The sequence below is a fragment of the Catellatospora methionotrophica genome (assembly GCF_011297335.1).
Classification (GTDB): Bacteria; Actinomycetota; Actinomycetes; order Mycobacteriales; family Micromonosporaceae; genus Catellatospora; species Catellatospora methionotrophica.
Window position 1 is genome coordinate 354,479 of record NZ_JAAOTJ010000001.1, and the last position, 21,875, is coordinate 376,353.

At 72.1% G+C, this 21,875-nt stretch carries 19 protein-coding genes; 3 read left to right on the forward strand and 16 right to left on the reverse strand.

Features of this window, described 5'->3' with window-relative positions:
- The first annotated feature begins 22 nt into the window (after positions 1 to 22).
- Complete coding sequence (locus tag HAV40_RS01655) at positions 23 to 1,015, forward strand: YihY/virulence factor BrkB family protein (RefSeq protein ID WP_166378257.1); 993 nt, start codon at positions 23 to 25, stop codon at positions 1,013 to 1,015.
- A gap of 74 nt (positions 1,016 to 1,089) precedes the next feature.
- On the opposite strand, the gene HAV40_RS01660 is transcribed toward HAV40_RS01655, so the two are convergent.
- The 9 genes from HAV40_RS01660 to HAV40_RS01700 all read right to left on the reverse strand — a co-directional run bounded on the left by HAV40_RS01660 (position 1,090) and on the right by HAV40_RS01700 (position 11,705).
- Complete coding sequence (locus HAV40_RS01660; RefSeq protein WP_166378259.1) at positions 1,090 to 2,604, reverse strand: protein kinase domain-containing protein; 1,515 nt, start codon at positions 2,602 to 2,604, stop codon at positions 1,090 to 1,092.
- Between the two features lie 101 nt (positions 2,605 to 2,705).
- Positions 2,706 to 2,975 (reverse strand): GlsB/YeaQ/YmgE family stress response membrane protein, encoded by a 270-nt coding sequence (locus HAV40_RS01665; protein ID WP_155368429.1) that lies wholly within the window; start codon positions 2,973 to 2,975, stop codon positions 2,706 to 2,708.
- 102 nt (positions 2,976 to 3,077) lie between these two features.
- A complete protein-coding gene (locus tag HAV40_RS01670) occupies positions 3,078 to 4,475 on the reverse strand; it encodes a family 43 glycosylhydrolase (RefSeq protein ID WP_203671303.1) in 1,398 nt (465 codons plus the stop codon).
- A 26-nt stretch (positions 4,476 to 4,501) separates the two neighbouring features.
- Positions 4,502 to 5,950, reverse strand: coding sequence for a glycoside hydrolase family 43 protein (locus HAV40_RS01675; RefSeq protein ID WP_166378261.1), 1,449 nt, complete (start codon positions 5,948 to 5,950; stop codon positions 4,502 to 4,504).
- 273 nt (positions 5,951 to 6,223) lie between these two features.
- Positions 6,224 to 6,676, reverse strand: a complete 453-nt coding sequence (locus HAV40_RS01680) for an Rv0361 family membrane protein (RefSeq protein ID WP_166378263.1) — start codon at positions 6,674 to 6,676, stop codon at positions 6,224 to 6,226.
- Positions 6,677 to 6,735: 59 nt separating this feature from the next.
- The gene (locus HAV40_RS01685; protein WP_166378264.1) at positions 6,736 to 7,671 is read right to left on the reverse strand and encodes an ion transporter; all 936 of its coding nucleotides are present in this window, start codon (positions 7,669 to 7,671) and stop codon (positions 6,736 to 6,738) included.
- Positions 7,672 to 7,840: 169 nt separating this feature from the next.
- Positions 7,841 to 8,800, reverse strand: a complete 960-nt coding sequence (locus tag HAV40_RS01690) for a redoxin domain-containing protein (RefSeq protein WP_166378266.1) — start codon at positions 8,798 to 8,800, stop codon at positions 7,841 to 7,843.
- Positions 8,801 to 8,831: 31 nt separating this feature from the next.
- The gene (locus HAV40_RS01695; protein WP_275413480.1) at positions 8,832 to 10,757 is read right to left on the reverse strand and encodes an elongation factor G; all 1,926 of its coding nucleotides are present in this window, start codon (positions 10,755 to 10,757) and stop codon (positions 8,832 to 8,834) included.
- Between the two features lie 153 nt (positions 10,758 to 10,910).
- Positions 10,911 to 11,705, reverse strand: coding sequence for a DUF899 family protein (locus HAV40_RS01700; RefSeq protein WP_166378270.1), 795 nt, complete (start codon positions 11,703 to 11,705; stop codon positions 10,911 to 10,913).
- A gap of 172 nt (positions 11,706 to 11,877) precedes the next feature.
- Here HAV40_RS01700 and HAV40_RS01705 point away from each other — a divergent pair, with 172 nt between their 5' ends.
- On the forward strand, positions 11,878 to 12,885 hold the full coding sequence (locus HAV40_RS01705) for a cation diffusion facilitator family transporter (protein WP_166378272.1): 1,008 nt from the start codon (positions 11,878 to 11,880) through the stop codon (positions 12,883 to 12,885).
- Between the two features lie 3 nt (positions 12,886 to 12,888).
- Here HAV40_RS01705 and HAV40_RS01710 read toward each other — a convergent pair whose 3' ends face one another.
- From HAV40_RS01710 to HAV40_RS01725, 4 genes are all read right to left on the reverse strand, one after another.
- On the reverse strand, positions 12,889 to 14,661 hold the full coding sequence (locus HAV40_RS01710) for an ABC transporter ATP-binding protein (RefSeq protein ID WP_166378274.1): 1,773 nt from the start codon (positions 14,659 to 14,661) through the stop codon (positions 12,889 to 12,891).
- Positions 14,658 to 16,385, reverse strand: a complete 1,728-nt coding sequence (locus HAV40_RS01715) for an ABC transporter ATP-binding protein (protein ID WP_166378276.1) — start codon at positions 16,383 to 16,385, stop codon at positions 14,658 to 14,660. The genes HAV40_RS01710 and HAV40_RS01715 overlap by 4 nt, the downstream gene beginning before the upstream one ends.
- Before the next feature lie 71 nt (positions 16,386 to 16,456).
- Positions 16,457 to 18,034, reverse strand: a complete 1,578-nt coding sequence (locus HAV40_RS01720) for an MFS transporter (protein WP_166378278.1) — start codon at positions 18,032 to 18,034, stop codon at positions 16,457 to 16,459.
- A gap of 91 nt (positions 18,035 to 18,125) precedes the next feature.
- The gene (locus tag HAV40_RS01725; RefSeq protein ID WP_166378280.1) at positions 18,126 to 18,356 is read right to left on the reverse strand and encodes a hypothetical protein; all 231 of its coding nucleotides are present in this window, start codon (positions 18,354 to 18,356) and stop codon (positions 18,126 to 18,128) included.
- Positions 18,357 to 18,459: 103 nt separating this feature from the next.
- Between HAV40_RS01725 and HAV40_RS01730 the strand changes: the two genes are divergently transcribed.
- Positions 18,460 to 19,335: an NAD(P)-dependent oxidoreductase gene (locus HAV40_RS01730; RefSeq protein ID WP_166378282.1), complete on the forward strand. Its 876-nt coding sequence runs from the start codon at positions 18,460 to 18,462 to the stop codon at positions 19,333 to 19,335.
- On the opposite strand, the gene HAV40_RS01735 is transcribed toward HAV40_RS01730, so the two are convergent.
- From HAV40_RS01735 to HAV40_RS01745, 3 genes are all read right to left on the reverse strand, one after another.
- A complete protein-coding gene (locus tag HAV40_RS01735; RefSeq protein WP_166378284.1) occupies positions 19,332 to 19,628 on the reverse strand; it encodes a hypothetical protein in 297 nt (98 codons plus the stop codon). The two genes, HAV40_RS01730 and HAV40_RS01735, sit on opposite strands and share 4 nt — an antisense overlap.
- An 82-nt stretch (positions 19,629 to 19,710) precedes the next feature.
- Positions 19,711 to 20,007 carry a hypothetical protein gene (locus HAV40_RS01740; RefSeq protein ID WP_166378286.1) on the reverse strand — a complete coding sequence of 99 codons (297 nt, stop codon included), beginning with the start codon at positions 20,005 to 20,007 and terminating at the stop codon, positions 19,711 to 19,713.
- An 87-nt stretch (positions 20,008 to 20,094) separates the two neighbouring features.
- Complete coding sequence (locus tag HAV40_RS01745) at positions 20,095 to 21,672, reverse strand: alpha,alpha-trehalose-phosphate synthase (UDP-forming) (protein ID WP_166378288.1); 1,578 nt, start codon at positions 21,670 to 21,672, stop codon at positions 20,095 to 20,097.
- Between the last annotated feature and the right edge of the window lie 203 nt (positions 21,673 to 21,875).

A 21,875-nucleotide genomic window follows, 5' to 3' on the forward strand; every position in this document is an offset into this window, starting at 1 on the left:
GGGCCGGCGGTATGGCAGGACCATGAAGCCCGACCCCTCGTCCAAGCCCGTGCCCGCGCCGCCGCCCGACGCCGGTCCGCGCAGCCCCACCGACCTCAGCCTGCGGTCCTGGTGGCAGGTGCTGGTCCGGACCGTCAAGGAGTTCGACACCGACAGCCTGCAGGTGTGGGCCGCCGCCCTGACCTACTACGGTGTGCTGTCGCTGTTCCCCGGCATCCTCGTGCTGGCCGCCGCCGTCGGCCTGTTCGACGACCGGCTCGTCGACTCCGTACTCGACGACGTCACCCCGATCATGCCGACCGCGGTCCGCGAGGTGTTCACCGCCGCCCTGGACAACGTGCAGGCCAACGACAGCAAGGCGGGCATCGCCGCGATCATCGGCCTGGCGGTGGCGATGTGGTCCGCGTCGGGTTACGTCGACGCGTTCATGCAGGCGTCCAACGCCATCTACGACGTGCCCGAGGGCAGACCACTGTGGAAGCGGCTGCCGATCCGGCTCGCGGTGACCCTGGCGACCGGGGTGCTGCTGGTCGCCAGCGTGCTGATCGTCGTGGTCAGCGGGCGGCTCGCCGAGGCGCTCGGCGGCGCGCTCGGGCTGTCCGGGCCGGTGGTGACCGCCTGGCAGATCTTCAAGTGGCCGGTGCTGATCGTGCTGATCGCGCTGCTGTTCGCGATCCTGTACTGGGCCTCCCCCAACGCCCGCCAGGGCGGCTTCCGCTGGATCAGCCCCGGCGGGCTGGTCGCGGTCGTGCTGTGGATCGCCGCGTCCGCCGGGTTCGGCTACTACGCCGCCAACTTCGGCTCGTACGCCGAGACATACGGCAGCCTGGGCGGCATCATCGTCTTCCTGGTCTGGCTGTGGATCTCGAACCTGGCGATCCTGTTCGGCGCGGAACTCGACGCCGAACTCGAACGCCAGCGCGCGATCGTCGCGGGCCACCCCGCCGACAGCGAGCCCTACCTGCAGATGCGGGACAGCTCGGCGATCGACCACGGCGACAAGCAGCAGCTCTGACGAACCGGGATCGGGTCGCCTCCCGGCCGCCCTTCCATCGCCTTCGCGGGCGTCGGAAGGGCGGCCGGGCCCGCCTAGGGCTTCTTCTTGGGCTTGGGCTTCGGCTTGGGTTTGCCGTGCGGCTCGGCAGGGCCGACCGGCTCACGCTTCACGGGCTCGGTCGCGGCCGCCGGTGACGGCGCGGCGCTGAACACGTTGACGTTGCTCTGGCAGGCGGTGCCGTCGAGCACGAACCGCGCCGGAGCGGCGTTCGCCGTCTTCGCCGACCCGACCAGGCCGACGGTGACCGGCTTGCCCGCGACGAGGTCGACGGGGCCGGTCACGATGGTCTGCGGTCCGTCCTGCTGGACCGTCGCCGGCCGCTGGCCGCCGACCTTCCAGCCGTCGCCGACCGTGAAGGTCAGCCGCCACGGCCGGGGCCGGTCGCGGAAGCTGTTGACGGCCAGCGTCGCCGTATAGCCGGTGCCGGTGGCGTGGACCTGCAGGCTGACCTGGCAGCCGTCCGGCGGCACGGGCACCTGGGCGGCGCCCGCTTCCGCCACCGGTCCCCCGTTGACCACCAGCGCACCGGTAAGGACAGCGACGGCGACCGCACCGGCCGACAGGCCGACCCGGCGCTCGGCCGGCATGGTCCGCACCGAGGCGGCCAGCCGGGTGCGCAGTCCGGGAACCGGTTGGCGGTCGCGCCGGGTGAGTTCGGCCGGCACGGCCAGCAGCCTGGTGCTCTCCTCCGCCGGGGCCGCCCCCGCCGCGCGGGATTCCGGCACGCTCCACCGGCCCAGCGCGGTGGCGATCCGCGCGGCGCTCGGCCGGTCGGCGGGGTCCTTCGCGAGGCAGCTCAGGCACAGTTCGACCACCTCCTGCGGCATGCCCGGCACCGGCGGCAGCTCCTGCGGCGGGGTGAACACATGCTGGCGCAGCCGCCGGGTGGGTGTCGTGCGCTCCCAGGGCAGCCGCCCCGACAGGCAGCGGTACATGACCATGCCGAGGGAGTACACGTCGCTGGCGGCCGTCACGGCGCTGCGGCCGGTGACCCGCTCGGGCGCGACGTAGTCGACGGTCCCCACCAGTTCGTCGGATGCGCCGTCGTCGAAGCCGGTGAGCACGCAGATGCCGAAGTCGAGCACCTTCACCCCGTCCGCGGTCAGCATGATGTTGGCGGGGGTGACGTCGCGGTGCACGATGCCCCGCGCGTGGGCGGCGGCGAGGGCCGCCGCGACCTGCCCGGTGATCGACGCCACGTCCTGCCAGGACAGCCCGGACGGGGTGTCCCGCAGCGCCTGGCGCAGCGTGACGCCGTCGACCAGCTCCATCACGAGGTACGGCTGCTCGTGGCCGTCGAGCAGCTGCTGCCCGTAGTCGTAGACGCTGGTGATCCGTGGATGGGCCAGGCCCGCGACCGCCAGCGCCTCGGTGCGCAGCAGCTGGAGGTGGTGCGGCTCGGCGGCCAGGTGCGGCGAGAGCATCTTGACCGCGACCGTACGGTGCAGGACCTGGTCGTGGGCGCGCCACACCACCGCCATGCCGCCGGAGCCGATCCGCTCGACGAGGCGGTAGCGCTTGCCGAGGACCACAGGTTGCTCAGTCACCCCCCTCGCTTACCCGGTTGATCGTGGGGTTAACGCCGATGGGAGGACACGGGCAGGGCCCGGGACAACCGTCCCGGGCCCTGCTGGTGACGTACGGCGGCTCAGACGACCGAGCGGCCGCGCACCCCGGCGATGAGCGCGACGCCCAGCGCGGCGAGGCCGATCTGGAACACCAGCTCGATCCAGTCGATGCCGTCGGTGACAGCCACACCGACCGCCTGGGCGATGGCGGTGCCGATGAGCGCGGCGACGATGCCGACGATGATGGTCAGCCAGATCGGCAGGTTCTGCCGGCCGGGCACGACCAGCCGGCCGAGAGCGCCGATGACGAGGCCGACGATGATGGCCGAGATGATTCCGGCGACGGTCATGACCTGTTCTCCTTCTGCGCGTGGGACCTTGCTACAGCACTGGGGTGCCCGCTCGAGCCGCTCGGTAAACAACCTTCACCGGTATCCGCGCCCGGCTTCGGCTCAGAGGGTCGGCACGACGGGCTGGATGGTGCCGTCGGTGTTGAAGCGCAGCTGGTCGACGGTCACCTCGCGGTTCATGCCGTCTCCGGCCGGGATGGCGAACCGGTGGTAGGCGATGTGCCAGGTGTCGCTGTTCGGGGCCCTGACCACGGAGTGGTGGCCCGGGCCCTTGACACCGAGGCTGAGGTTCTTGGACAGGATCGTGCCGCGATGGGTCCACGGCCCGAACGGCGAGGCGGCGGTGGCGTACTCGACGTGGTAGTTCTCCGAGCGGGTGTCGTCGACCGAGTAGGACAGGTAGTAGACGCCGTTGCGCTTGAACGTGAACGGGGCCTCCCGGAAGTTCGGCAGGCTGAACGTACGGACCTGGGCCGCGTCGAAGGAGATCATGTCGGCGTTGAGGCGCACCCCGTAGGCGTAGCCGTTGCCCCAGTACAGGTAGGACACGCCGTCGTCGTCGGTGAAGACGTGCGGGTCGATCATCTGGCCGCTGCGGAACCCGGCAGCCACCAGCGGCCGCCCGAGCGGGTCTGTGAACGGGCCGGTCGGGCTGGTCGAGGTCGCGACGCCGATGCTGGTGTCGGCGCAGAAGTAGAAGTAGTACCGGCCGTCGCGGTAGGCGATCGTCGGCGCCCAGGCCCGGCTGTCCGCCCAGCTGACCTGCGGCCCGAGGTCCAGGATCGTGCCGTGGTCGGTCCAGGTGACCAGGTCCGTCGACGAGAACGCCTTGAACCGCGCCGAGCTCCAGCCCGCGTAGCCGTCGGTGGTCGGGTAGACGTAGTAGCGGCCGTTGAGGTAGGCGATGTTCGGGTCGCCGTACAGGCCTTTGATGACCGGGCTGCGGCGGCCCGCGACCCATGGGGCCGTCACCTGGAACGAGCTGTCCGCGGCGAAGGTGCCCGCGTTGGTGGCCGGCGGGTCGATCCAGAGTTCACTGTCGCGGTGGCGCAGGTAGCGGCCGGGAAAGTTGGACGACTCCAGGCGCACCGAGCCGGAGGCCGACCCGTCGCGCACGCAGAAGGTGGCGTCCGCCAAGAACGTGGCGCTGCCGTTGTTGGCCTCCAGGCGTACGCGATAGTCCCGGTGGCGCAGCCACATGCCGTTGGCGGCCTGGAACGACACGCACCCGGCGCCGCCCGCCAGGCCGGGTGCGACGGTGAAGGTGGCGTCGCTCCTGGCCTGCGCGGAGCTGCCGGAACCCACCACGGCGACACTGCCGAGATAGTTGCTGTGCCGGAGATAGGAACCGGGCAGGTTGACCGACTGCAGCGACCGCGCGCCGGTCGGGATCGTGGCCGCCGACGCGGGTTCACCGGCGGCCACGGTCAGCAGGGACGCGCCCAGGCACACGGCGAGCGCTCGGGAGACCGCCCGGCGTCGGTGGTGGAAGGTTGTCACGGAACCTCGCTCTCGGAAACGGCGGATCAGCTGGTGACGAGTCGGAACGTGGCGTCGGCGCGCTCGGTGGCGGTGGCCGCCGGGTCGAGGCGCAGCAGGTAGTTGTAGTGGCGGAGATAGCGGCTGGTGTTGTTGTAGGACTGGAAGGACACCGCGGAGGCGTCGGCCAGCCCGGCGACCTGCCGGAAGGTGGCGTCGGCGGCGAACTGCGCGGAGCCGTCGCCGCGTACCAGGGCGAAGTCGTAGTTGCTGTGCCGCAGGTAGTGGCCGGGGAAGTTCACCGACTCGAACGACACGTAGCCGGAGGCCGCGTTCGCCAGGCCAGGCACGAGCCGCCACTGCGAGTCGGCGAGCGGGCTGACGTTCGGGTCGATGCGCACGTCGAAGTTGGCGTGCCGGACGTAGCGGTCGGTGAAGTTGAACGACTGCAGCCGCCGGGCGGTGCCGCTGCCCCACTTGCCGCGCAGCCGGTCGTACTGTGCCTGGGTGATGCCGATGATGGAGCCGTGCCGCTTGTGGCTCGCGCCGAGCGCGTACTCCGAGGCCGCGCGAGTGCGGTAGGTGCCGGTGGCGGCCAGGTTGGTGGAGGTGAGCGGGAGGTAACCCCGGCCGGTGGCGTACTGGTCGACCCAGAGTCCCCACTCGTTGCGGTTGTTGTACTGGTGCATGATCGGGCCTTCGACCTGCGCGCCGGTCAGCCCGAGGTGGGCGATGTCGCCGAGCCTGGTCCAGCCGCTGAGCAGCTGGTTGCTGCCCTCGATCGAGATCTGCCCGTCGCCGGAGGCGCGGATGTAGCGGTAGCCGCCGACGCTGCCGGGAATCTCGATGAGCTGAGTGTCGATGATGCCCTGGCTGCCGGGCCGGTCGATGTAGGGCTGGGCGGTGGTGAAGGTGCGGAAGTCGGTGGTCCGGGAGTACCAGATGCGCGCCTTGTCGACACCGTTGCGCGGGGAGATGGTCGCCCAGTAGACGAGGTAGTTGCCCGCGGCGGGGTCCCAGATCGCCTCGGGCGCCCAGGCGCAGCCCGCCGAGGCGATGCTGCCCGCGACGTTGACCAGGCGCGGCGCGGACCAGGTGACCAGGTCGGTGGACTCCCAGACGACCAGGGACGTGCTGCCCGCGTGCTGCGCGGCGTCCCAGCCCTTGCCGCTGGCGATGCGCAGGTCGGTGGCGAGCAGGAAGAACCTGTCCCCGTTCGGCGAGCGCACGAGGCTGGGGTCGCGTACGCCGAGTTCGCCGACGGTGGAGCGCAGCACCGGCTGGGAGTAGTTGAGGTCGGTCCAGTGCAGACCGTCGGTGCTGGCGGAGAAGTAGATCTGCTCGCCGCTGGCGCTCTCGCCGGTGAAGTGGGCCATGAGGTAGGCCGCGTAGGTCTCGGCGGCGACCGCGGGCTGCGGCAGCGCGGTGAGGCCGAGGGACAGCAGCAGGGTGGCGGCGAGTGCGCCGAGCCCGAACCGCCGTGGTCGGTGTGTCATGCGTTGCTCCTCGGTACGTGGAGTGCGGGCCTGATGATCGGGTCCGGACTTCAGCGCACGGCAGGGCAGCGCACGGCACGGACTGTTACCGGCCACACCTGCGCCTGCGCGCTCCGGCATCCGATGCCGATCCAGAGTCGAGCCGGTTGACTGCAGGTCCGGGCGCGGTGTTTCCCGTACCTCACGGGGAGGTCAGATCCGTGTTAAAAGAATGTTAGCGATAACATCGAGAGTGTCAAGAGTGTCGATGAATTGGCTCGAAACAATTTCGACCTACGCGGGCGGCCGGCTGATGCCGGTCTCGTAGCAGATACGCCAGCCGTCGCTCTCGTCATAGAGCACGTAGTGCCAGAGCTGGGTGCGGCCGTCGGCGTAGCGCAGGTCGGCGTCGACGGAGTAGCTCGCGGGAGCCTCGGTGAGGTCCTGAATCACCACGTCGGTGATCGTGTAACTCTCGATGTCGGGCTCGTCGTGGTAGCGGCTCCACTGCTCCAGCGGATACTTCTCCTGCTCGCTCGCGCAGACCCACCGGTAGGCCGCGGGCAGGTCGCCGTCGCGCAACGCGTCGAGGTAGGCCGTGGCGGCCTCGGTCATGCCCGCCTTGGTGCGCGGGTCGGCCCACTGCCGGTAGAACACCCACGCCGGGGTGCCCACGCACAGCAGCAGAGCCACGATGACCAGCATCGGGCCCAGGCCGCGTTCCTTCGACGCTGCGGAGTCGGCCACCACGTACCCTTCGATCGACCTGCGACTATCGAAGGGTACGTGGTGGCCGCCACCCGAGATCAGCCGCGAGCCGGCTCGCGGTCCGGGCGCGTGGACCCGCCGTCCCGGTCGGCCAGGTCCTGTTCCAGCTCGTCCAGGAGCCTTCGCAGATCACCTAGCCGCTGGTTGATCACGACCGGATCGGCGCGGACGGGCACGGTCTCAACAGCCTCGCTGGAGCCGGACGCTTCTTCCTGCTCCAGCCGCCGCGCCTCCTCCATCGAGTTGATGATGACGCCGACCAGGATGTTGACCAGCAGGTTCGCCGTGATGAGGACGTAGCTGATGTAGTAGACGAGCGTCCACGGCGAGATCGCGATGCCCTGCTCAATGAGGTCGGGCAGGTTCTCCAGGGAAAGCAGCACGAACAGGGTGAGCACGGCGCGGCCGATGGTGCCGTACTGCTCGGGCTGGTGCTCGGCGAAGATCAGCCATCCGCCCATGCCGTAGACGTACAGCGTGACGATCGCCAGGGCGAGGAAGCCGCCCACGCCCGGCAGGCTGCGCAGCAGGGCGGTGACGATGGTGCGCAGACCCGGCATGAAACGCATCAGGCGCACCACCCGCGCGATCCGGACGACCCGCAGGATCGCCGAGTCGCCGTGCAGGCCGGGGATGAACGCCGCAGCGACCACCGCCAGGTCGAAGACGTTCCAGCCGCTGCGGAAGAAGTCCTGCGGACGCCTGCCGTAGCTGAGCAGGCGCACCGTGATCTCGGCGATGAACAGCGCCCGGAACAGCCACTCCAGCGCGTTCAGCCATGCCGACGACCGGAGGCTGGGATAGGTCTCCAGGCCGAGCAGCACCGCGTTGGCCGCGATGGCTCCCATGATGGTGATTTCGAAGCCACGCGACTGGGCGATCCTGGCACACCAGGCCGTGATCCCGAGCGGTGGCGGCGACGGCGGTGCGGCGACGATGTCGTCCTGCGGACCGCGTACGAGAACCTGGCTCATGCCCCGATCCGGGCCGTCGTCCGGTGGGCGTGTGTCTGAACCGGACGGACGGCCCGGTGAAGCGGAGGAAGCATGGGCAACACCCTAAGGGCAGCGGCTGCCGGTGACTTCGGCGGACACGCGCGACGGCACCGGTGAGTGATCTTTCACCCACCTGCGTGGACTTCCCTCACCCGAACGTGAACGCGTACGCCCGCGCACCCGGCGCGCCGAAAGTGATCCGCAGGCTCCGCTCGCCGACCGTGCCGCGCTCGCGCAGCAGCTGGTACAGCCGTCCCTGCTGGAGCAGTCCCTCGCCGTTCGCGTCGACGTCGCCGCCGTGCGAGTCGCCGGGTGGCGCGCCGTCGACCAGCACGCGGAACGGGATGGGGCCGCCGTCGCCCGGGGACATGACCAGGTGCGCGTCACGGGCGTGGAACCGGCAGGCGATGCTGCCGCCAGCCGCGTCCAGCAGCACGTTCTCCCGCTCGGCCGTCCACGGCCCGGCCAGCGCCCAGTGGTTCGGCCGCAGGTCGGCGGGCACGTCGTAGTCGCGGCGCTCGTCGTACGCGATGCCGCCGGCGGAGGCGAAGTTCTCGCCGCGCGCGTAGCCGAGGTAGGTCTCCGGCGAGCGCAGCTGCTGCCAGTCGGCCTCCGCCTCCACGCCGCGCCCTTCGACGAGCGGGGAGACGAGCTCGCGCCGCACCCCGAGCATCCGCTGGATGACCTGCTCCGACCGGTCGTAGCGGCCCTCGCCGAAGTGCTCGTCGCGGACCACCCCGGCGTCGTCGACGAAGTACAGGGCGGGCCAGTAGTGGTTGTCGAACGCGCGCCATACGGCGTAGTCGTTGTCGATCGCGACCGGGTAGTCGATCCGGCGTGCGGCGACCGCCTGCCGGACCCGGTCGACGTCGCGTTCGAAGGTGAACTCCGGGGTGTGCACGCCGATCACGATCAGGCCGTCGTCGCGGTAGGCCTGCGACCAGGCGCGCACGTAAGGCACCGTACGCAGCCAGTTGATGCACGTCAGCGTCCAGAAGTCGACCAGGACGGCCTTGCCGCGCAGCTCGGGCGGGCCGAGTGGCTCGGTGTTGAGCCACGCGGCCGCCCCGCCGAACGCGGGCAGGCGCACCCGCTCGAAGGCTGTCATCAGTGCGGCGACCGTATCCGAGACCGACCAGTCATGATCTGGACCCCTCAACCCATCTTAGAGTCGACGCGTCGCGGACCGGCCGGTATCCCGCGAACGCCGACTCCAGCACACCTTCGCCCCCGGTCGCCTCCGGCAGGAGCCGGTGCAGCCGCTGCGCATACGCGGCGGTCAGCGTCGCGACGACGGTCATCTCGTCGCCGCGCGCCACCTGCTCGGCCACCGTCGACTGCAACCTGCTGAGCGCGCTCAGCACCGGCCCGAGCGACCACGCGGGGATGTCGAGGGTCACCCGGGCCAGCGGCTCGCAGACGACGGTGCCGCACGCGGCCAGCGCCTGCGCCATGACCTGCGGCGTCAGCTTGCGGAAGTCCGCGGCGGTGCTCGCCGGCCCGCGCAGTGACGGCGGTCCGTCCACGACGCTGTACCGGGACTCGGTCATCGTCACCACGCAGTCGGTCACCGGCCAGCCGTGCGGGCCCGCGTACAGCGCGTCGCGCACGTACTCGCCCATGCTCTCCTTGAACACGTCCAGGGTGCGGTAGACGTACAGGGGTGCGTACCGGTAGTCGACCGGCACCCGGACCTCGACTCCGGATTCGGGCGGCCCGGGTTCGATCCGCAGCCCGATGGTCGCCTGGTACGGGTTGGACGGTGTGTTGAGCCGCTCGACCGCCTCGCCGACGCCGGCCGGGCGCTCGACGCACAGCGTCGTCGTCTCGTGGAAGTCGGCCTCGACGCCGAACTCGGCCAGCAGGGTCGCCCGGATGACCTCCTTCTGCACCTCGCCGTAGAGCGAGACCGCGGTGCCGAGGTTGGCGTCGGCGCGTACGCCGATCAGCGGGTCCTGCTCGGCGAGCTGCGCCAGGGCCGAGCGCAGCCGGGCCCCGTCGCCGGGGGACGCGGGCACCACCAGCGCTTCGAGCATCGGCGGGGCGAAATGGTGTCCGGGCAGCGTCCGCGCCGCGCCGAGGGCGTCGCCGACCCGTACGGCGGCCAGGCCGCGCAGGGTGGCGATGCCGCCCGCGGTGACGCTGTCGCACGGTGTCCACGTGCCGCGTTCCAGCATGTGCAGCGCGGTGATCCGGTCCCGCCCGCCGGTCGGGTGGTCCCGCACGTGCAGGGTGCCGTCGAACAGGCGCACGTAGGCGACCTTCTCCCCCGCCGCGCCGCGCTCGATCTTGAAGATCCGGCCGTTCGCCGCCGCCGCCGGGTCCCCGGCCGCCGCAGGGAGCAAGTCGGCCAGCCCCGCCATCAGCGCGTCCACTCCCGCGCCGGTCATCGCCGAACCCGCGAACACCGGATGCACCGCGCACCGGGCCGTCTGGGCGGCCAGCTCCGCGCGCAGCCGCCGCGCCGTCAGGCTGGACTCGTCCGCGACGTACTCCGCCAGCAGCGCTTCGTTCTCGCGGGTCAGCACGTCGGCGAGGGTGCGGGTGTCGGGCCGGGCCCGCGCGGCGCGTTCGCCGGGACGGTCGACCCGGGTCATCGGCGCGGTCGCCACGCCCAGGCGGCGGGTCAGCTCGGCCAGGGTGCGCTCGGCGTCCGCGCCACCACGGTCGATCTTGTTGATGAAGATCAGCGTCGGTACGGCGAGCCGCCGCAGCGCGCGCATGAGCAGCCGGGTCTGCGGCTGCACTCCCTCGACCGCGGACACGACGAGCACCGCCCCGTCGAGCACCCCGAGGACACGGTCGACCTCGGCGATGAAGTCCGGGTGACCGGGCGTGTCGATGATGTTGACAGCGGTGTCGCCGATGCGCAGCGACGCCACCGCCGAGCGGATCGTGATGCCCCGCTCGCGCTCCAGCGCCAGCGAGTCGGTCTGCGTCGTGCCGGAGTCGACACTGCCGACCGCGTCGATGACCCCGGCCGCGTACAGCAGCCGTTCGGTCAGGGACGTCTTACCGGCGTCGACATGGGCCAAGATCCCGAGATTGAGCGTACGGAGCGACAAACGTCAAATCCTTCGAATGAGTGGACAGGAGAGCCTCGAAAGATCCGAACGTCGCTCGCATGTCCTGCTCCTCACTCGTGGAACGGCTGTCCCGTCCTACGTAACCACCATCCCTCCCGCGCCGCGACCTCATTTCGCCGCGCCGCGCCGAGGTCAGTGGCAGTCCCCCTGGCGGCCGAGGGTCTGCTCGGGGGTCGCACCGTGGCGGGTCCACTGCGGCGTCGGGCGGCTGGTGGGGCCCCAGTCGGCGGTCCCGTCCGCGTCCGTACGCCAGTACCAGCAGATCGGCGCGCCGTGGCCGCCCACCGGCGAACCCGCCTCAGGCGGCGCGGGCCAGCCCTCGGGGTCGTCCTGCCACCCCTCGCGGCGGCCGTAGGCCGTCATGTCGAGCAGCCCGAACATCGGGACGGCCGGCTCGTTGCCGCGGCCCGTCGTGGCGTAGGTGAGGAAGGCACGGTCGCCGTCGCGCAGGAAGCAGGTGATCGAGCCCATGCTCTCCCCGATCGGGGCCGGCAGGTCACGGACCGAGTACCACGGCTGGGTGTAGCCCATGAACGCGACGTAGTCGGCGACCTCGTCCCACCGGCCCGTGGTCAGCACCGCGAACGAGACGCCGCGGGCGTTGAGGTAGACGGCGTCGCGCACGTGCCAGGCGGTGGTGGTGCAGCCTTCGCACTGGCCCTGGTGCGGTGCGCCGTCGTGCCACATGTGCTTGTAGACCACGAGTTCGTCGCGCCCCTGGAACAACTCCAGAAACGGGACCGGACCGTCGGCACCGACCACCTTGACCGACGGGTCGAACTCGACCATCGGCAGCCTGCGGCGGGCCGCGGCGATGGCGTCGCCCTCGCGGGTGTGGGCCTTCTCGCGGATCAGCAGCTCGTCGCGAGCGGCTTGCCAGGTGGCCAGGTCGGCAACGGGCGGGCGGCCGTGCGGTGCGGTGGTCATGGTGTCCTCCGGGGTCCGGCGTCGCGCGACGCCTCTTCTCAGGTCACCAGACAAGACGAACGAGAAACCCGAAACTCATCGCGACACGGCGACCGAGTCGACGAGCAGGCCGGATATGGTCGGTGTCTGACGACCGTGGGGGCGAGATGACCAGCCGTACAGGTCCGCGCCGATGAGCCGGCCCGGCCTGCCGCCGGAGCCGGGACCGGACGAGGAGCCCTTCAGCCTGGGCTTCGCGATCAGCCGTGACGCGCCGGGGTCCGACAGCGTGCTCACCGTGGCCGTCGCGCTCGGCGCGAACCTGCTGATCGCGGTCGCCAAGACCTTCGCCGCGCTGGTCACCAGGTCGGCGTCGCTGACCGCGGAGGCCGCGCACTCCTGGGCGGACACCGGCAACGAGGTGTTCCTGGTGGTGGCGAACCGCCGCGCGGCCCGCCCGCCGGACCGGGGCCATCCGCTCGGCCACGGGCGTGAGGCGTACGTGTGGTCGCTGTTCGCGGCGGTCGGGCTGTTCGTGGCCGGTGGCGCGTTCTCGGTCACCCACGGCGTCAGCCAGCTGCGCTCACCCGAACCCGCCGGCGACTTCCTGCTCGGGTACGCCGTGCTGGCCCTGTCCTTCCTGCTGGAAGGGGTGTCGTTCCTGCAGTCGGTGCGCCAGGCCAGGGCGGACGCCAGGGTCATGGAACGCGACCTGGTCGAGCACGTGCTGGCCACCTCCGACCCGGCGCTGCGGGCCGTGTTCGCCGAGGACGCCGCCGCGCTGATCGGCCTGGTCATCGCCGGGGCCGGGCTGGGCGCGCACCAGCTCACCGGCTCGCCGGTGCCCGACGCCGTCGGGTCGATCCTGGTCGGGGTGCTGCTCGTCGTCGTCGCGGGCGTGCTGATCAACCGCAACCGCAGGTTCCTCGTCGGGCAGGAGGCCGATCCGCGGGTGCGGGCCGCCGTCCTGCGCTCGCTGCTGGCCATGCCCGAGGTCACCCGGGTCACCTACCTGCGGCTGGAGGTCGTCGGCCCGCGCATGATCTCCGTGGTGGGCGACGTCGACCTGGCCGGTGACGACACCGAATCCCACCTGGCCGTACGCCTGCGCGCGCTGGAGGCGCGGGTCAGCTCCTCGCCCGCGGTGGTGGGCACGGTGCTGAGCCTGTCCGCCCCGGACGAACCGTCGCTGACGCCGTGAGCCTCAGGCCTTGTCGCCGTGCCAGGAGTGCCACAGCGCGGCGTACGCCCCGCCCGCGCGGACCAGCTCGTCGTGGCTGCCCAGCTCGGTGATCCGGCCCTGTTCGAGCACGGCCACCCGGTCAGCGTCGTGCGCGGTGTAGAGCCGGTGCGCGATGGCGATCACGGTCCGGCCGTGCAGGACCGCGGCCAGGGACCGTTCGGTGCGCCGTGCCGTCGTCGGGTCCAGCGCGGCCGTCGCCTCGTCCAGGATCAGCGTGTGCGGGTCGGCCAGCACCAGCCGGGCCAGCGCGAGCTGCTGCGCGTCGGCCGGGTGCAGCGCCCGCGCGCCGTCGCCGAGCGCGGTGTCGAGGCCGTCGGGCAGCTCGGCGAACCAGTCGGCGTCGACGGCGGCCAGGGCCCGGCACATGTCCTGGTCGCTCGCGCCGGGCGCGGCGAAGGCCAGGTTGTCGCGCACCGTGCCGATGAACACGTGGTGTTCCTGGGTGACCAGGGCGATGCGGCGGCGGCGTTCGGCGGGGTCGAGATCGGTCACCGCGACGCCACCCAGGCTGACCACGCCCTCGCGGGGCAGGTCGATTCCGGCCAGCAGGCGGGCCAGCGTCGACTTGCCCGCGCCCGACGGGCCGACGACGGCGAGCCGTTCACCGGGCCGCACCTCCAGGTCGATGCCGTGAAGCACGTCGCGGCCGCCGGGATAGCAGAACCGCGCCCCGCGTACGACCAGGCGCTGGCCGGGCGGGGCCGTGGCGACGCCGCGGGGTTCGGGCGCGACCAGGCCGATGCCGAGGATCCGGGACAGTGAGGCGACGCCGCGCTGCGCCTGCTCGAGGAAGATCATGATGTGGTCGATCGGTTCGATCGACTGCTGGGCGTAGAGCGTGGCCGCCACGACCGCGCCGAGGGTCACCCATCCTTCGCTGAGGAAGTAGCCCCCGGCGAGCAGCATCGCCGCCGCGGGCAGCGCGTATCCGGTCTCGACCACGGGGAAGAAGACGGTGCGCAGGGCCAGGGTCGCCCGGCGGGTCTGCCACTGCCGGGCGATGCGCGCGGTGCCCTCGCGGGTGCGGGCGCCGGCCAGCCGCAGCGCCTCCACGGTGCGCGCGCCCTCGGCGGTCGCGGTCAGCGACTCCGTCAGCTCCGAACCGGCTTCGCCCTCGGCCAGGTAGGCCTGCGGGGCGCGGCGCAGGTACCAGCGGGCCACGGTCAGCGATGTCGGGGCCCCGGCGAGGATGAGGATGCCGAGCGCCGGGTGCAGCAGGAAGGCCGCGCCGACGATCAGGAGCAGCCGGATCGCCGCGATCAGCACGGTCGGCACGACCTGGCGGACGGCGTTGCCGACGGTCGTGACGTCGACGGAGCTGCGGGTCGCCAGGTCGCCGGTGCCGGCCCGCTCGACGACGCCGATCGGCAGGCGCAGCGTACGGGCGACGAAGTCCTCGCGCAGCGTGGCGTTGGCGCGTTCGCCGAACCGGTTGCCGACGTTCTGCGCGGTGCGCGACAGCAGGATCTGCGCCACCACGCAGCCCGCGATGGCCAGGGCGAGCACGTCCACGCCGGAGGCGGGCGCACCGGCGCTGACCCGGTCGACGATCCGGCCGATGAACCACGGCGCGGCGAGCCCGGCGACCGCGGCGGCGATGTGCAGCGCCAGCGCCAGACTCACCGAGCGTTTCTCGGCGCGGGCCAGCTCGGCCACCGAGCGGCGTACGGTGCCGCGGTCGGCGACGGGCAGGGCCTGGGCCGGGCCCGCGGTGTGCGTGGCGTCGCCGGTCATCGGCGGGCTCCGGTGGCGGCGTCGGGTTCACCGGCGGTGCGTACGACCAGCGCCCGGTAGCCCGGTTCGGTGGCCAGCAGCTCGTCGTGGGTGCCGACCGCGGCGACCTTGCCGTCGCGCAGGTAGGCCACCAGGTCGGTGCGGTCCAGCAGCAGCGGTGACGTGGCGAGCACGACGGTGGTGCGGCCGGTGCGGTACGCGTGCAGCCGGTCGGCGATGCGCGCCTCGGTGTGCGAGTCGACGGCCGAGGTCGGGTCGACCAGGATCAGCACGTCCGGCTCGGCGAGCAGGTGCTGGGCCAGGCGGATCCGCTGGCGCTGGCCGCCGGACAGGTTGCGGCCGCGCGCCTCGACCGCCGCGTCGAGCCCACCGGGCAGCGACTCGACGATGTCGTCGGCGGAGGCGGTGCGGATCGCCGCGGCGAGCTGCGCGTCGGTGAGCCCGTCATGGACCCGCAGCACCTCGCGCAGCGTGCCGGGGAACAGGTAGGAGTCGTGCTCGACGACGAGGATCCGGGCCCGGACCGCGGCCGGGTCGACGCCACCGAGCGGCCGCCCGCCCCAGGTCACCTCGCTGGGGGTGTAGCGGCCGAGGCGGTCGGCCAGGGCGATGGCGTCGGCCGGGTCCTCGGCGGCCACGCCGATCATCCGGCCGATCGGGACGGTCAGTCCCGACTGCGGGTCGTGCAGTTCGGCCGGGCCGTCGGGAGCGTGGCCGGTGGTGCCGGGCTCGGGCGGGATGCGCAGCACCGCGATGATCCGGCGGGCCGCCACGACGCCCCGCACGGCCATGAAGCCGCCCTCCAGCAGGAACCAGACCGGCACCGACAGGATCGCGGCGTATCCGTACACGGCGACCATCTCCCCGACGGTGATCTGACCCTCGGCGGCCATCCGGGCGGCCAGCCAGACGATCGCCGCCAGGAACAGGGCGGGGATGCCGACGGTCAGCGCCTGCACCCAGCTCACGATCGCGCCGACCCGGTAACCCTGCCGGAGCAGGCGCTGCGACCGGTCGGCGTAGCGGCGGGCGAACAGGTCCCGGCCGCCGACCCCGGCCAGCACCCGCAGCCCGGCGACGATGTCCCCGGCCCGGTTGGTCAGTTCGCCCAGCTCGTGCCGGTAGTCGGTGTCGACGCCCTGCAGCCGGTTGAGCAGCGGGCCCACCACGAGCACGACCGCGGGCACACCGAGCAGCACGAACGCGGCCAGCATCGGGTCGACCTCCCACAGCACCACGGACGCGACGGCGTAGGTCAGGACAGCGCCGACGCCCGGCCCGGTCATCGTCAGCGCCCACGACGCCTGGGACATGTCGGTGCCGCACACCGTCGCGATCTCCCCGGCCGGGACCCGGCCCGGCAGCACCGCGCCCAGCCGGGCGAGGTGGCGCAGCATCACCTGCGCGGAGCGGGCCGTGGCGTCCTCGCGCAGGAAGGTCATCGTGCGGTGCCGGATGATGCCCAGCCAGGCGACGACCGCCCCCGCGCCGATGATCGCGGCGACCCAGGTCAGCAGGGCCCTGGTGTCACCTTTGCGCAGCCCGTCGTCGATGGCCCGGGCGATCAGGTACGGCCGGACGGCGAGGCCGATCATCCACGCGCTGCCGACGACGCTGCCGCGCAGCGCCCGTGGCCACTGGCTGGCGACCAGCCACCACAGATACCGCACCGGGCCCCTCGTATCCGGAATGCCAGGATCGGGGTGCGGCAGGCGTGGGGGCATGGGGTCAGGCTACCGACGGTCCCGTTGCCCTGGCTTGCCAGTTTTGCCCTGGCGGGTGACGAATCCGGGGATCAGGCGTGCGTGTCCTCGGCCGCGTACGCGGCGAGCAGCCTGCGTTCCTCGGCGCGCGACGGGAAGAAGGCGTACACCAGGGCCGCGCCGATCAGGACGGCGATGACGCCGGCGAGATACGCCCACTGGTCGCCCTGCAGGAACGCGGCCTTCGCCCCGGCGACGATCTGCGCGGAGTACTGCGGGTACTGCTCGGCGGTGGCCGCGGCGCTGGAGAACGACTTGGTGAGCTGCGTCTGCACGCTGTCGGTGACCGCCGCGCTGGGCGGGGCGGCGCTGACGGCGGCCGCGGCGGCGCTGGCGTACCCCGCGGTGAGCAGCGCCCCGAAGATCGACTGCATGACCGCGCCGCCCAGGTCGCGCTGCAGGTCGGCAGTGCCCGAGGCCATGCCCGCCTTGGTCACCGGCACCGACCCGGTCAGCGAGTGGGAGGCGGGCGTGCCCGCGAAGCCGACCCCCGCGCCGATCAGCGCGTACCCGAGCCCCACCTGCCAGTAGCCGATGCCCTCGCGCCACAGCAGCAGCATCGTCAGGAAGCCGCCCAGCACGAACACGTATCCGGTGAGCAGCGTGAACCGGGCTCCGTGCGTCTCCACCAGCTTCGCCGAACGCGGCGCGATGAGCACCATGAGGACCGCGGCCGGCAGGATCGCCGTCCCGGCCTGCACCGTGGAGTAGCCGAGCACGTTCTGCAGGAACTGCTGGCCGATGAACATCGCGCCCATCAGCGAGCCGAACACGATGACGCCCGCGCAGGCGGCCACCCAGAACACCCGCCGCGAGGCGATACGCAGGTCGTAGAGCGGGTTGGCGGCGCGGCGCTCGCGCAGCACGAACGCGGCGACGGCGGCCAGGGCGAGCACGGCCAGTCCGGCGACCAGGGCTGCGGCGTTCGGCACGGGCGCGAAGTTGATGGCCAGGATCGCCGCGCCGACCAGCACGACCGACAGCACGCCGCCGAGGTTGTCGACGGGTTCGGTGGTCTCGTTGACGTGCGCGGGCACCAGCATCACGGCCATCACCAGCGCCAGCGCCGCCAGTGGCAGGGTGATGAGGAAGACCGAGCCCCACCAGAACCGCTCCAGCGCGAAGCCCGCCGCCAGCGGGCCGAGTGAGGCGATCGCGCCGCCGATCGCCGACCAGAGCGCGATCGAGCGGGTGCGCGCCGGGCCCGACCACAGCGCCGCGATGAGGGCCAGGGTCGTCGGATACGCCATGCCCGCCGACAGTCCCCCGAGCAGCCGGGCGACGATCAGCGTCGTGTCGCTCGGGGCGTACGCGGCGAGCAGGCACGCGGGCACGGACAGCGCGATGCCGGTGACCAGCATGAGTTTGCGCCCGTACCGGTCCCCCAGCGCACCCAGGTAGATCACCGAGCAGGCCAGGCCGAGCGAGTACGCGACCGCGACGAGGTTGAGCGCCGTCTGTGACGAGTCGAAGGCCCGGCCGATGTCGGGCAGGGCCACATTGGCCACGGCCAGGTTCAGGTTGGCGACCGCCGCGACCATGATCAGCGCTGCGAGCACCGCGCCCGGACGCGCCGGGGCGGAGGATCCCGGTGCGGGCGTAGGGGTCATCGCCGGCCCGCCGCTCGGTTCGCCATGGCAGTCAGATTATCGACCACGGATCGCCGACGCTGGTCAAAGCGCCATCCCGCGCGTGGTGGCCCTACTCGGCGAGCAGGGCGGTCAGCCGACCGGCGAACAGCTGCGCCTCGATGTCGCTGACCTCGTCGCCGAGCTCGTGGACCAGCATCCGCTGCGTGCAGACGACCCTGTCGTCGTCGCCGACCTCGGCCTCGGCAATCACCCGCACTTCGCCGCCGACCACCGCCAGCACCGGCTCGTGGTCCCGGGACCGCGCGAGCACCCGCACGTCGTTGGACGTCACCGTGATCATGCCCTCAAGGTACCCAACCCCCGGCCGTCGGCGAGGGCCGAATGCCGCACCCGGCCCCCGCGGCGCGTTTAGGTTGGACGGGAGCGGCCGAAGGGAGCAGGCGATGAGCGCGATCGGTTACGTGGGCCTCGGGACGATGGGCGGCCGGATGGCCGGTCGCCTGCTCGGCCTCGGTCACCAGGTGTACGGCACCAACCGCACCCGGGCCAAGGCGGACCCGCTGGCCGAACGCGGTCTCATCTGGTGTGACACGCCACGCGCGGCCGCCGCCGCCGCGCCGGTCGTGTTCAGCATGGTGACCGACGACGACGCCCTGGCGGCGATCACCTCCGGCCCGGACGGCATCCTCGCGGGCCTGACGCCGGGAAAGCTCTACATCGACATGAGCACCGTCAGCCCCACCGCCAGCAGCCGCCTGGGCGAGCAGGTCCGCGCGACCGGCGCGCACATGCTGGCCGCCCCGGTCTCGGGCAGCGTCCGCGCCGTGGACGCGGGCAGCCTCGCCATCATCGTCGGCGGCGACACCGCACCGTTCGACCAGGCCGAGCCGCTACTGCGTCAGCTCGGCACGCAGGTGACGCACGTCGGCGACAACGCCCAGGCGCTGCTGCTGAAACTCGCCATCAACGACAGCCTCGCCGTGCAGCTGCTGGCGTTCAGCGAGGGCGTGCTGCTGGCCGAGCGGGGCGGCGTGGACCGCGAGAAGGCGATCGAGGTGATGCTGGGCAGCGCCGTCGGCTCGCCCTCCCTGCGCGCCCGCGCCGGCTTCCTGCTCGACCCGCTCGCGGACGCGTGGTTCGACGTGGCGCTGATGCAGAAGGACATCCGCCTCGCGCTGGCCGCCGCTGCCCCGTCCGGCCTGGCCCTGCCGGCGGCGACAGTCGCCGACGGCGTCCTCACCCGGGCACGGGACCTGGGTTACGCCGACCGCGACATCGCCGTGATGATCGAGGTGCTGGGCCGGGCCGCACCGTCCTAACAGGTCGTGTGGCTGTGCAGCACCCAGCCCGTCCGGTTGGGGTGCTCGGCGCCGTGACCCCGCAGCCAGTTACGGCCGTACACGTCGTTGTATCCCGCGCCGTCGGCCCGGAAGCCCCGCCCGGGGCTGAGCGTGAACAGGTAGCCGGTCCCGCCGTAGCCGTCGATCGACGCGTAGAACGGCGCGTTCTCCCTGGTCATGCACAGCACGTCGGCGTGCGCGGGCGCGGCGGCCACAGTGGAGGCGGCGGCGGCGACCAGCACGGCCGCGGCAGACGTCAGCAAACGGTTCACGAGGATCTCCCCAGGTTGGAATCCACGCGATCATAGACGCCCGTGGGTGGCCGCAGAACCCCTGCGGCCACCCACGGAGACGTCAGCAGTTGGCGTTGGCGGCCGGGATCCAGCCGTCCTGTCCGGGCGCCTCAGCGCCGTGGCCGTAGATCCATACGCTGGAGCCGTCGTCGATCGCCTGCCCGTGCCAGCGGAAACCACGTCCCGCCGTCAGGGTGCGCAGCACGAAACCGTGCGGATCGGTGCGCAGCCACGTGTTCTGGTTCAGGTTGCACACGAAGCCGGGCGCGTCGCTGGCGATGGCCGGTGCGGCGGCCACCGTCGTGCCGGCGAGCACGACGACCGCCGCTGTCATGGTGTGGAGGAGTGTGCGCTTCACAGGTGTCCTTTCGTCATACCCGAGGGTTCTGATCAAGGTCGTAGGGAGTATCGAGATCCTTGCCGAACCCGGCAACCGGAGCGGGGATCAGTCCCGGGCCAGCGCGGCCGTGTCGCCGGACGACGACCGCACGACCGGTCGCCCGGCAGGGCGGGCGGACCAGCCACGGGCGTGCTCCGCCCAGCGGCCACGCGACCCGGCGGCACGCTGCGGTGCGGGCGTGCGGGAACCGACCGCGATCCGGCCCAGCCGGTTCAGGAAACCGGCGGCCCAGGCGTTCACGTCGTGGCGGCGCAGATGCTCGCGCATCGGTGCCATCCTGCGGCGCTGCTCGTCGGCGTCGGCGAACGCGGCACCGGCGAGCGCCTGCTCCAGCGCGTCCAGGTCGTGCGGGTTGACCAGCCACGCCTGGCGCAGTTCGGCGGCCGCGCCCGCGAACTCGCTGAGCACCAGCGCGCCGGTGCCGTCGGCGCGGGTGGCGACGTACTCCTTGGCGACCAGGTTCATGCCGTCGCGCAGCGGGGTGACCGCCATGACGTCGGCGGCCAGGTACAGCGCGGCGAGTTCGGCGCGGTCGAAGGACTGGTGCAGGTAGTGCACGGGCATACGGCCGATCCCGGCGTGCTCGCCGTTGATCCGGCTGACCTCGCGCTCGACCCGCTCCCGCAGCGCCTGGTACTGGTCGATCTGCTGCCGGGTCGGCACGGCGACCTGCACCAGCACCGTGTCGGCGGGATCGAGGCCCTGCCGCGACAGCAGCTCCTCGTACGCCCGCAGGCGGCACTCGATGCCCTTGGTGTAGTCGAGCCGGTCGACGGCCAGGATGACCGTGCGGGGGTCGCCGAGTTCCCGCCGGATCTGCGCCGCCCGCGACCGGACCGCCGGATCGGTGCCGAGTCGCTGCTGCTCGGCTACGTCGATCGAGATCGGGAACGTGTCGGCGGCCACGTCACGGCCCTGGTAGCGGATCCCGGTGTCGGTGATCTCCGCGCCGAGCAGCTCCGCGGCGAGCGTACGGAAGTTGCGGGTCCCCTGCGCGTGCTGGAATCCGACCAGGTCGGCGCCGAGCAGGCCGCGCATGATCTCCTCCCGCATCGGCATCTGGCAGAACAGCTCCACCGGCGGGAACGGGATGTGCAGGAAGAACCCGATCCGCAGGTCGGGGCGCAGCTCGCGCAGCATGCCGGGGACGAGCTGCAGGTGGTAGTCGTGTACCCAGACGAGCGCTCCGGGTGCGGCGACCCGTGCCGCAGCCTGCGCGAAACGCAGGTTGACCGCCCGGTAGCGGTCCTGCCAGGCCCGGTCGAACACCGGCTGCTCGACACCGTCGTGGTAGAGCGGCCAGATCGTCGCGTTGGACTGGCCCTCGTAGTAGCCCTCGACGTCGTCGGCGGTCAGCGCGATCGGGTGCAGGTGGATGTCGTCATGCACGAACGGTGAGGGCGCGGGTCCGGGCAGGCCGTGCCAGCCGATCCAGGCTCCCGCCCGCTGCTTCATGATCGGGTGTAGCGCGGTGACCAGCCCGCCGGGGCTCTGCCGCCAGCCCGGCCGGCCAGCCTCGTCGGTGGTGCGGTCGACGGGCAGCCGGTTGGCCAGCACGACCAGGTCATAACGGCCGGCTTCCGCCTGCCGAGCTGAGATTCCGGTGTGTGGTGCCGATGCCATGGGGTCCTCCGCATTTCCGCCGACGCCGCTGCGCCCGCGCTGAGCTCGGCATACCGCACGCGATGAGCGCGGAAACCCCCATCTCCCCACGACTTGATCACACTCGCCCGGTGCCGGGGCCATCATCACCGTCTCGGGCTTTGCGCGGCATAAACACCCCGTCCGCCCGGTTGCCCTGTAGAACACGAACTTCAGGAGGCATC

Excerpts from the sequence above, each read along its gene's own strand:
- HAV40_RS01665 (WP_155368429.1), bottom strand. The coding sequence starts at position 2,975 with ATGACCGTCGCCGGAATCATCTCGGCCATCATCGTCGGCCTCGTCATC.
- HAV40_RS01655 (WP_166378257.1), top strand. The coding sequence starts at position 23 with ATGAAGCCCGACCCCTCGTCCAAGCCCGTGCCCGCGCCGCCGCCCGAC.
- HAV40_RS01700 (WP_166378270.1), bottom strand. The coding sequence starts at position 11,705 with ATGACCACCGCACCGCACGGCCGCCCGCCCGTTGCCGACCTGGCCACC.
- HAV40_RS01710 (WP_166378274.1), bottom strand. The coding sequence starts at position 14,661 with ATGACCGGCGACGCCACGCACACCGCGGGCCCGGCCCAGGCCCTGCCC.
- HAV40_RS01685 (WP_166378264.1), bottom strand. The coding sequence starts at position 7,671 with ATGAGCCAGGTTCTCGTACGCGGTCCGCAGGACGACATCGTCGCCGCA.
- HAV40_RS01675 (WP_166378261.1), bottom strand. The coding sequence starts at position 5,950 with ATGACACACCGACCACGGCGGTTCGGGCTCGGCGCACTCGCCGCCACC.
- HAV40_RS01705 (WP_166378272.1), top strand. The coding sequence starts at position 11,878 with ATGAGCCGGCCCGGCCTGCCGCCGGAGCCGGGACCGGACGAGGAGCCC.
- HAV40_RS01690 (WP_166378266.1), bottom strand. The coding sequence starts at position 8,800 with ATGACAGCCTTCGAGCGGGTGCGCCTGCCCGCGTTCGGCGGGGCGGCC.
- HAV40_RS01715 (WP_166378276.1), bottom strand. The coding sequence starts at position 16,385 with ATGCCCCCACGCCTGCCGCACCCCGATCCTGGCATTCCGGATACGAGG.
- HAV40_RS01745 (WP_166378288.1), bottom strand. The coding sequence starts at position 21,672 with ATGGCATCGGCACCACACACCGGAATCTCAGCTCGGCAGGCGGAAGCC.
- HAV40_RS01720 (WP_166378278.1), bottom strand. The coding sequence starts at position 18,034 with ATGACCCCTACGCCCGCACCGGGATCCTCCGCCCCGGCGCGTCCGGGC.
- HAV40_RS01725 (WP_166378280.1), bottom strand. The coding sequence starts at position 18,356 with ATGATCACGGTGACGTCCAACGACGTGCGGGTGCTCGCGCGGTCCCGG.
- HAV40_RS01730 (WP_166378282.1), top strand. The coding sequence starts at position 18,460 with ATGAGCGCGATCGGTTACGTGGGCCTCGGGACGATGGGCGGCCGGATG.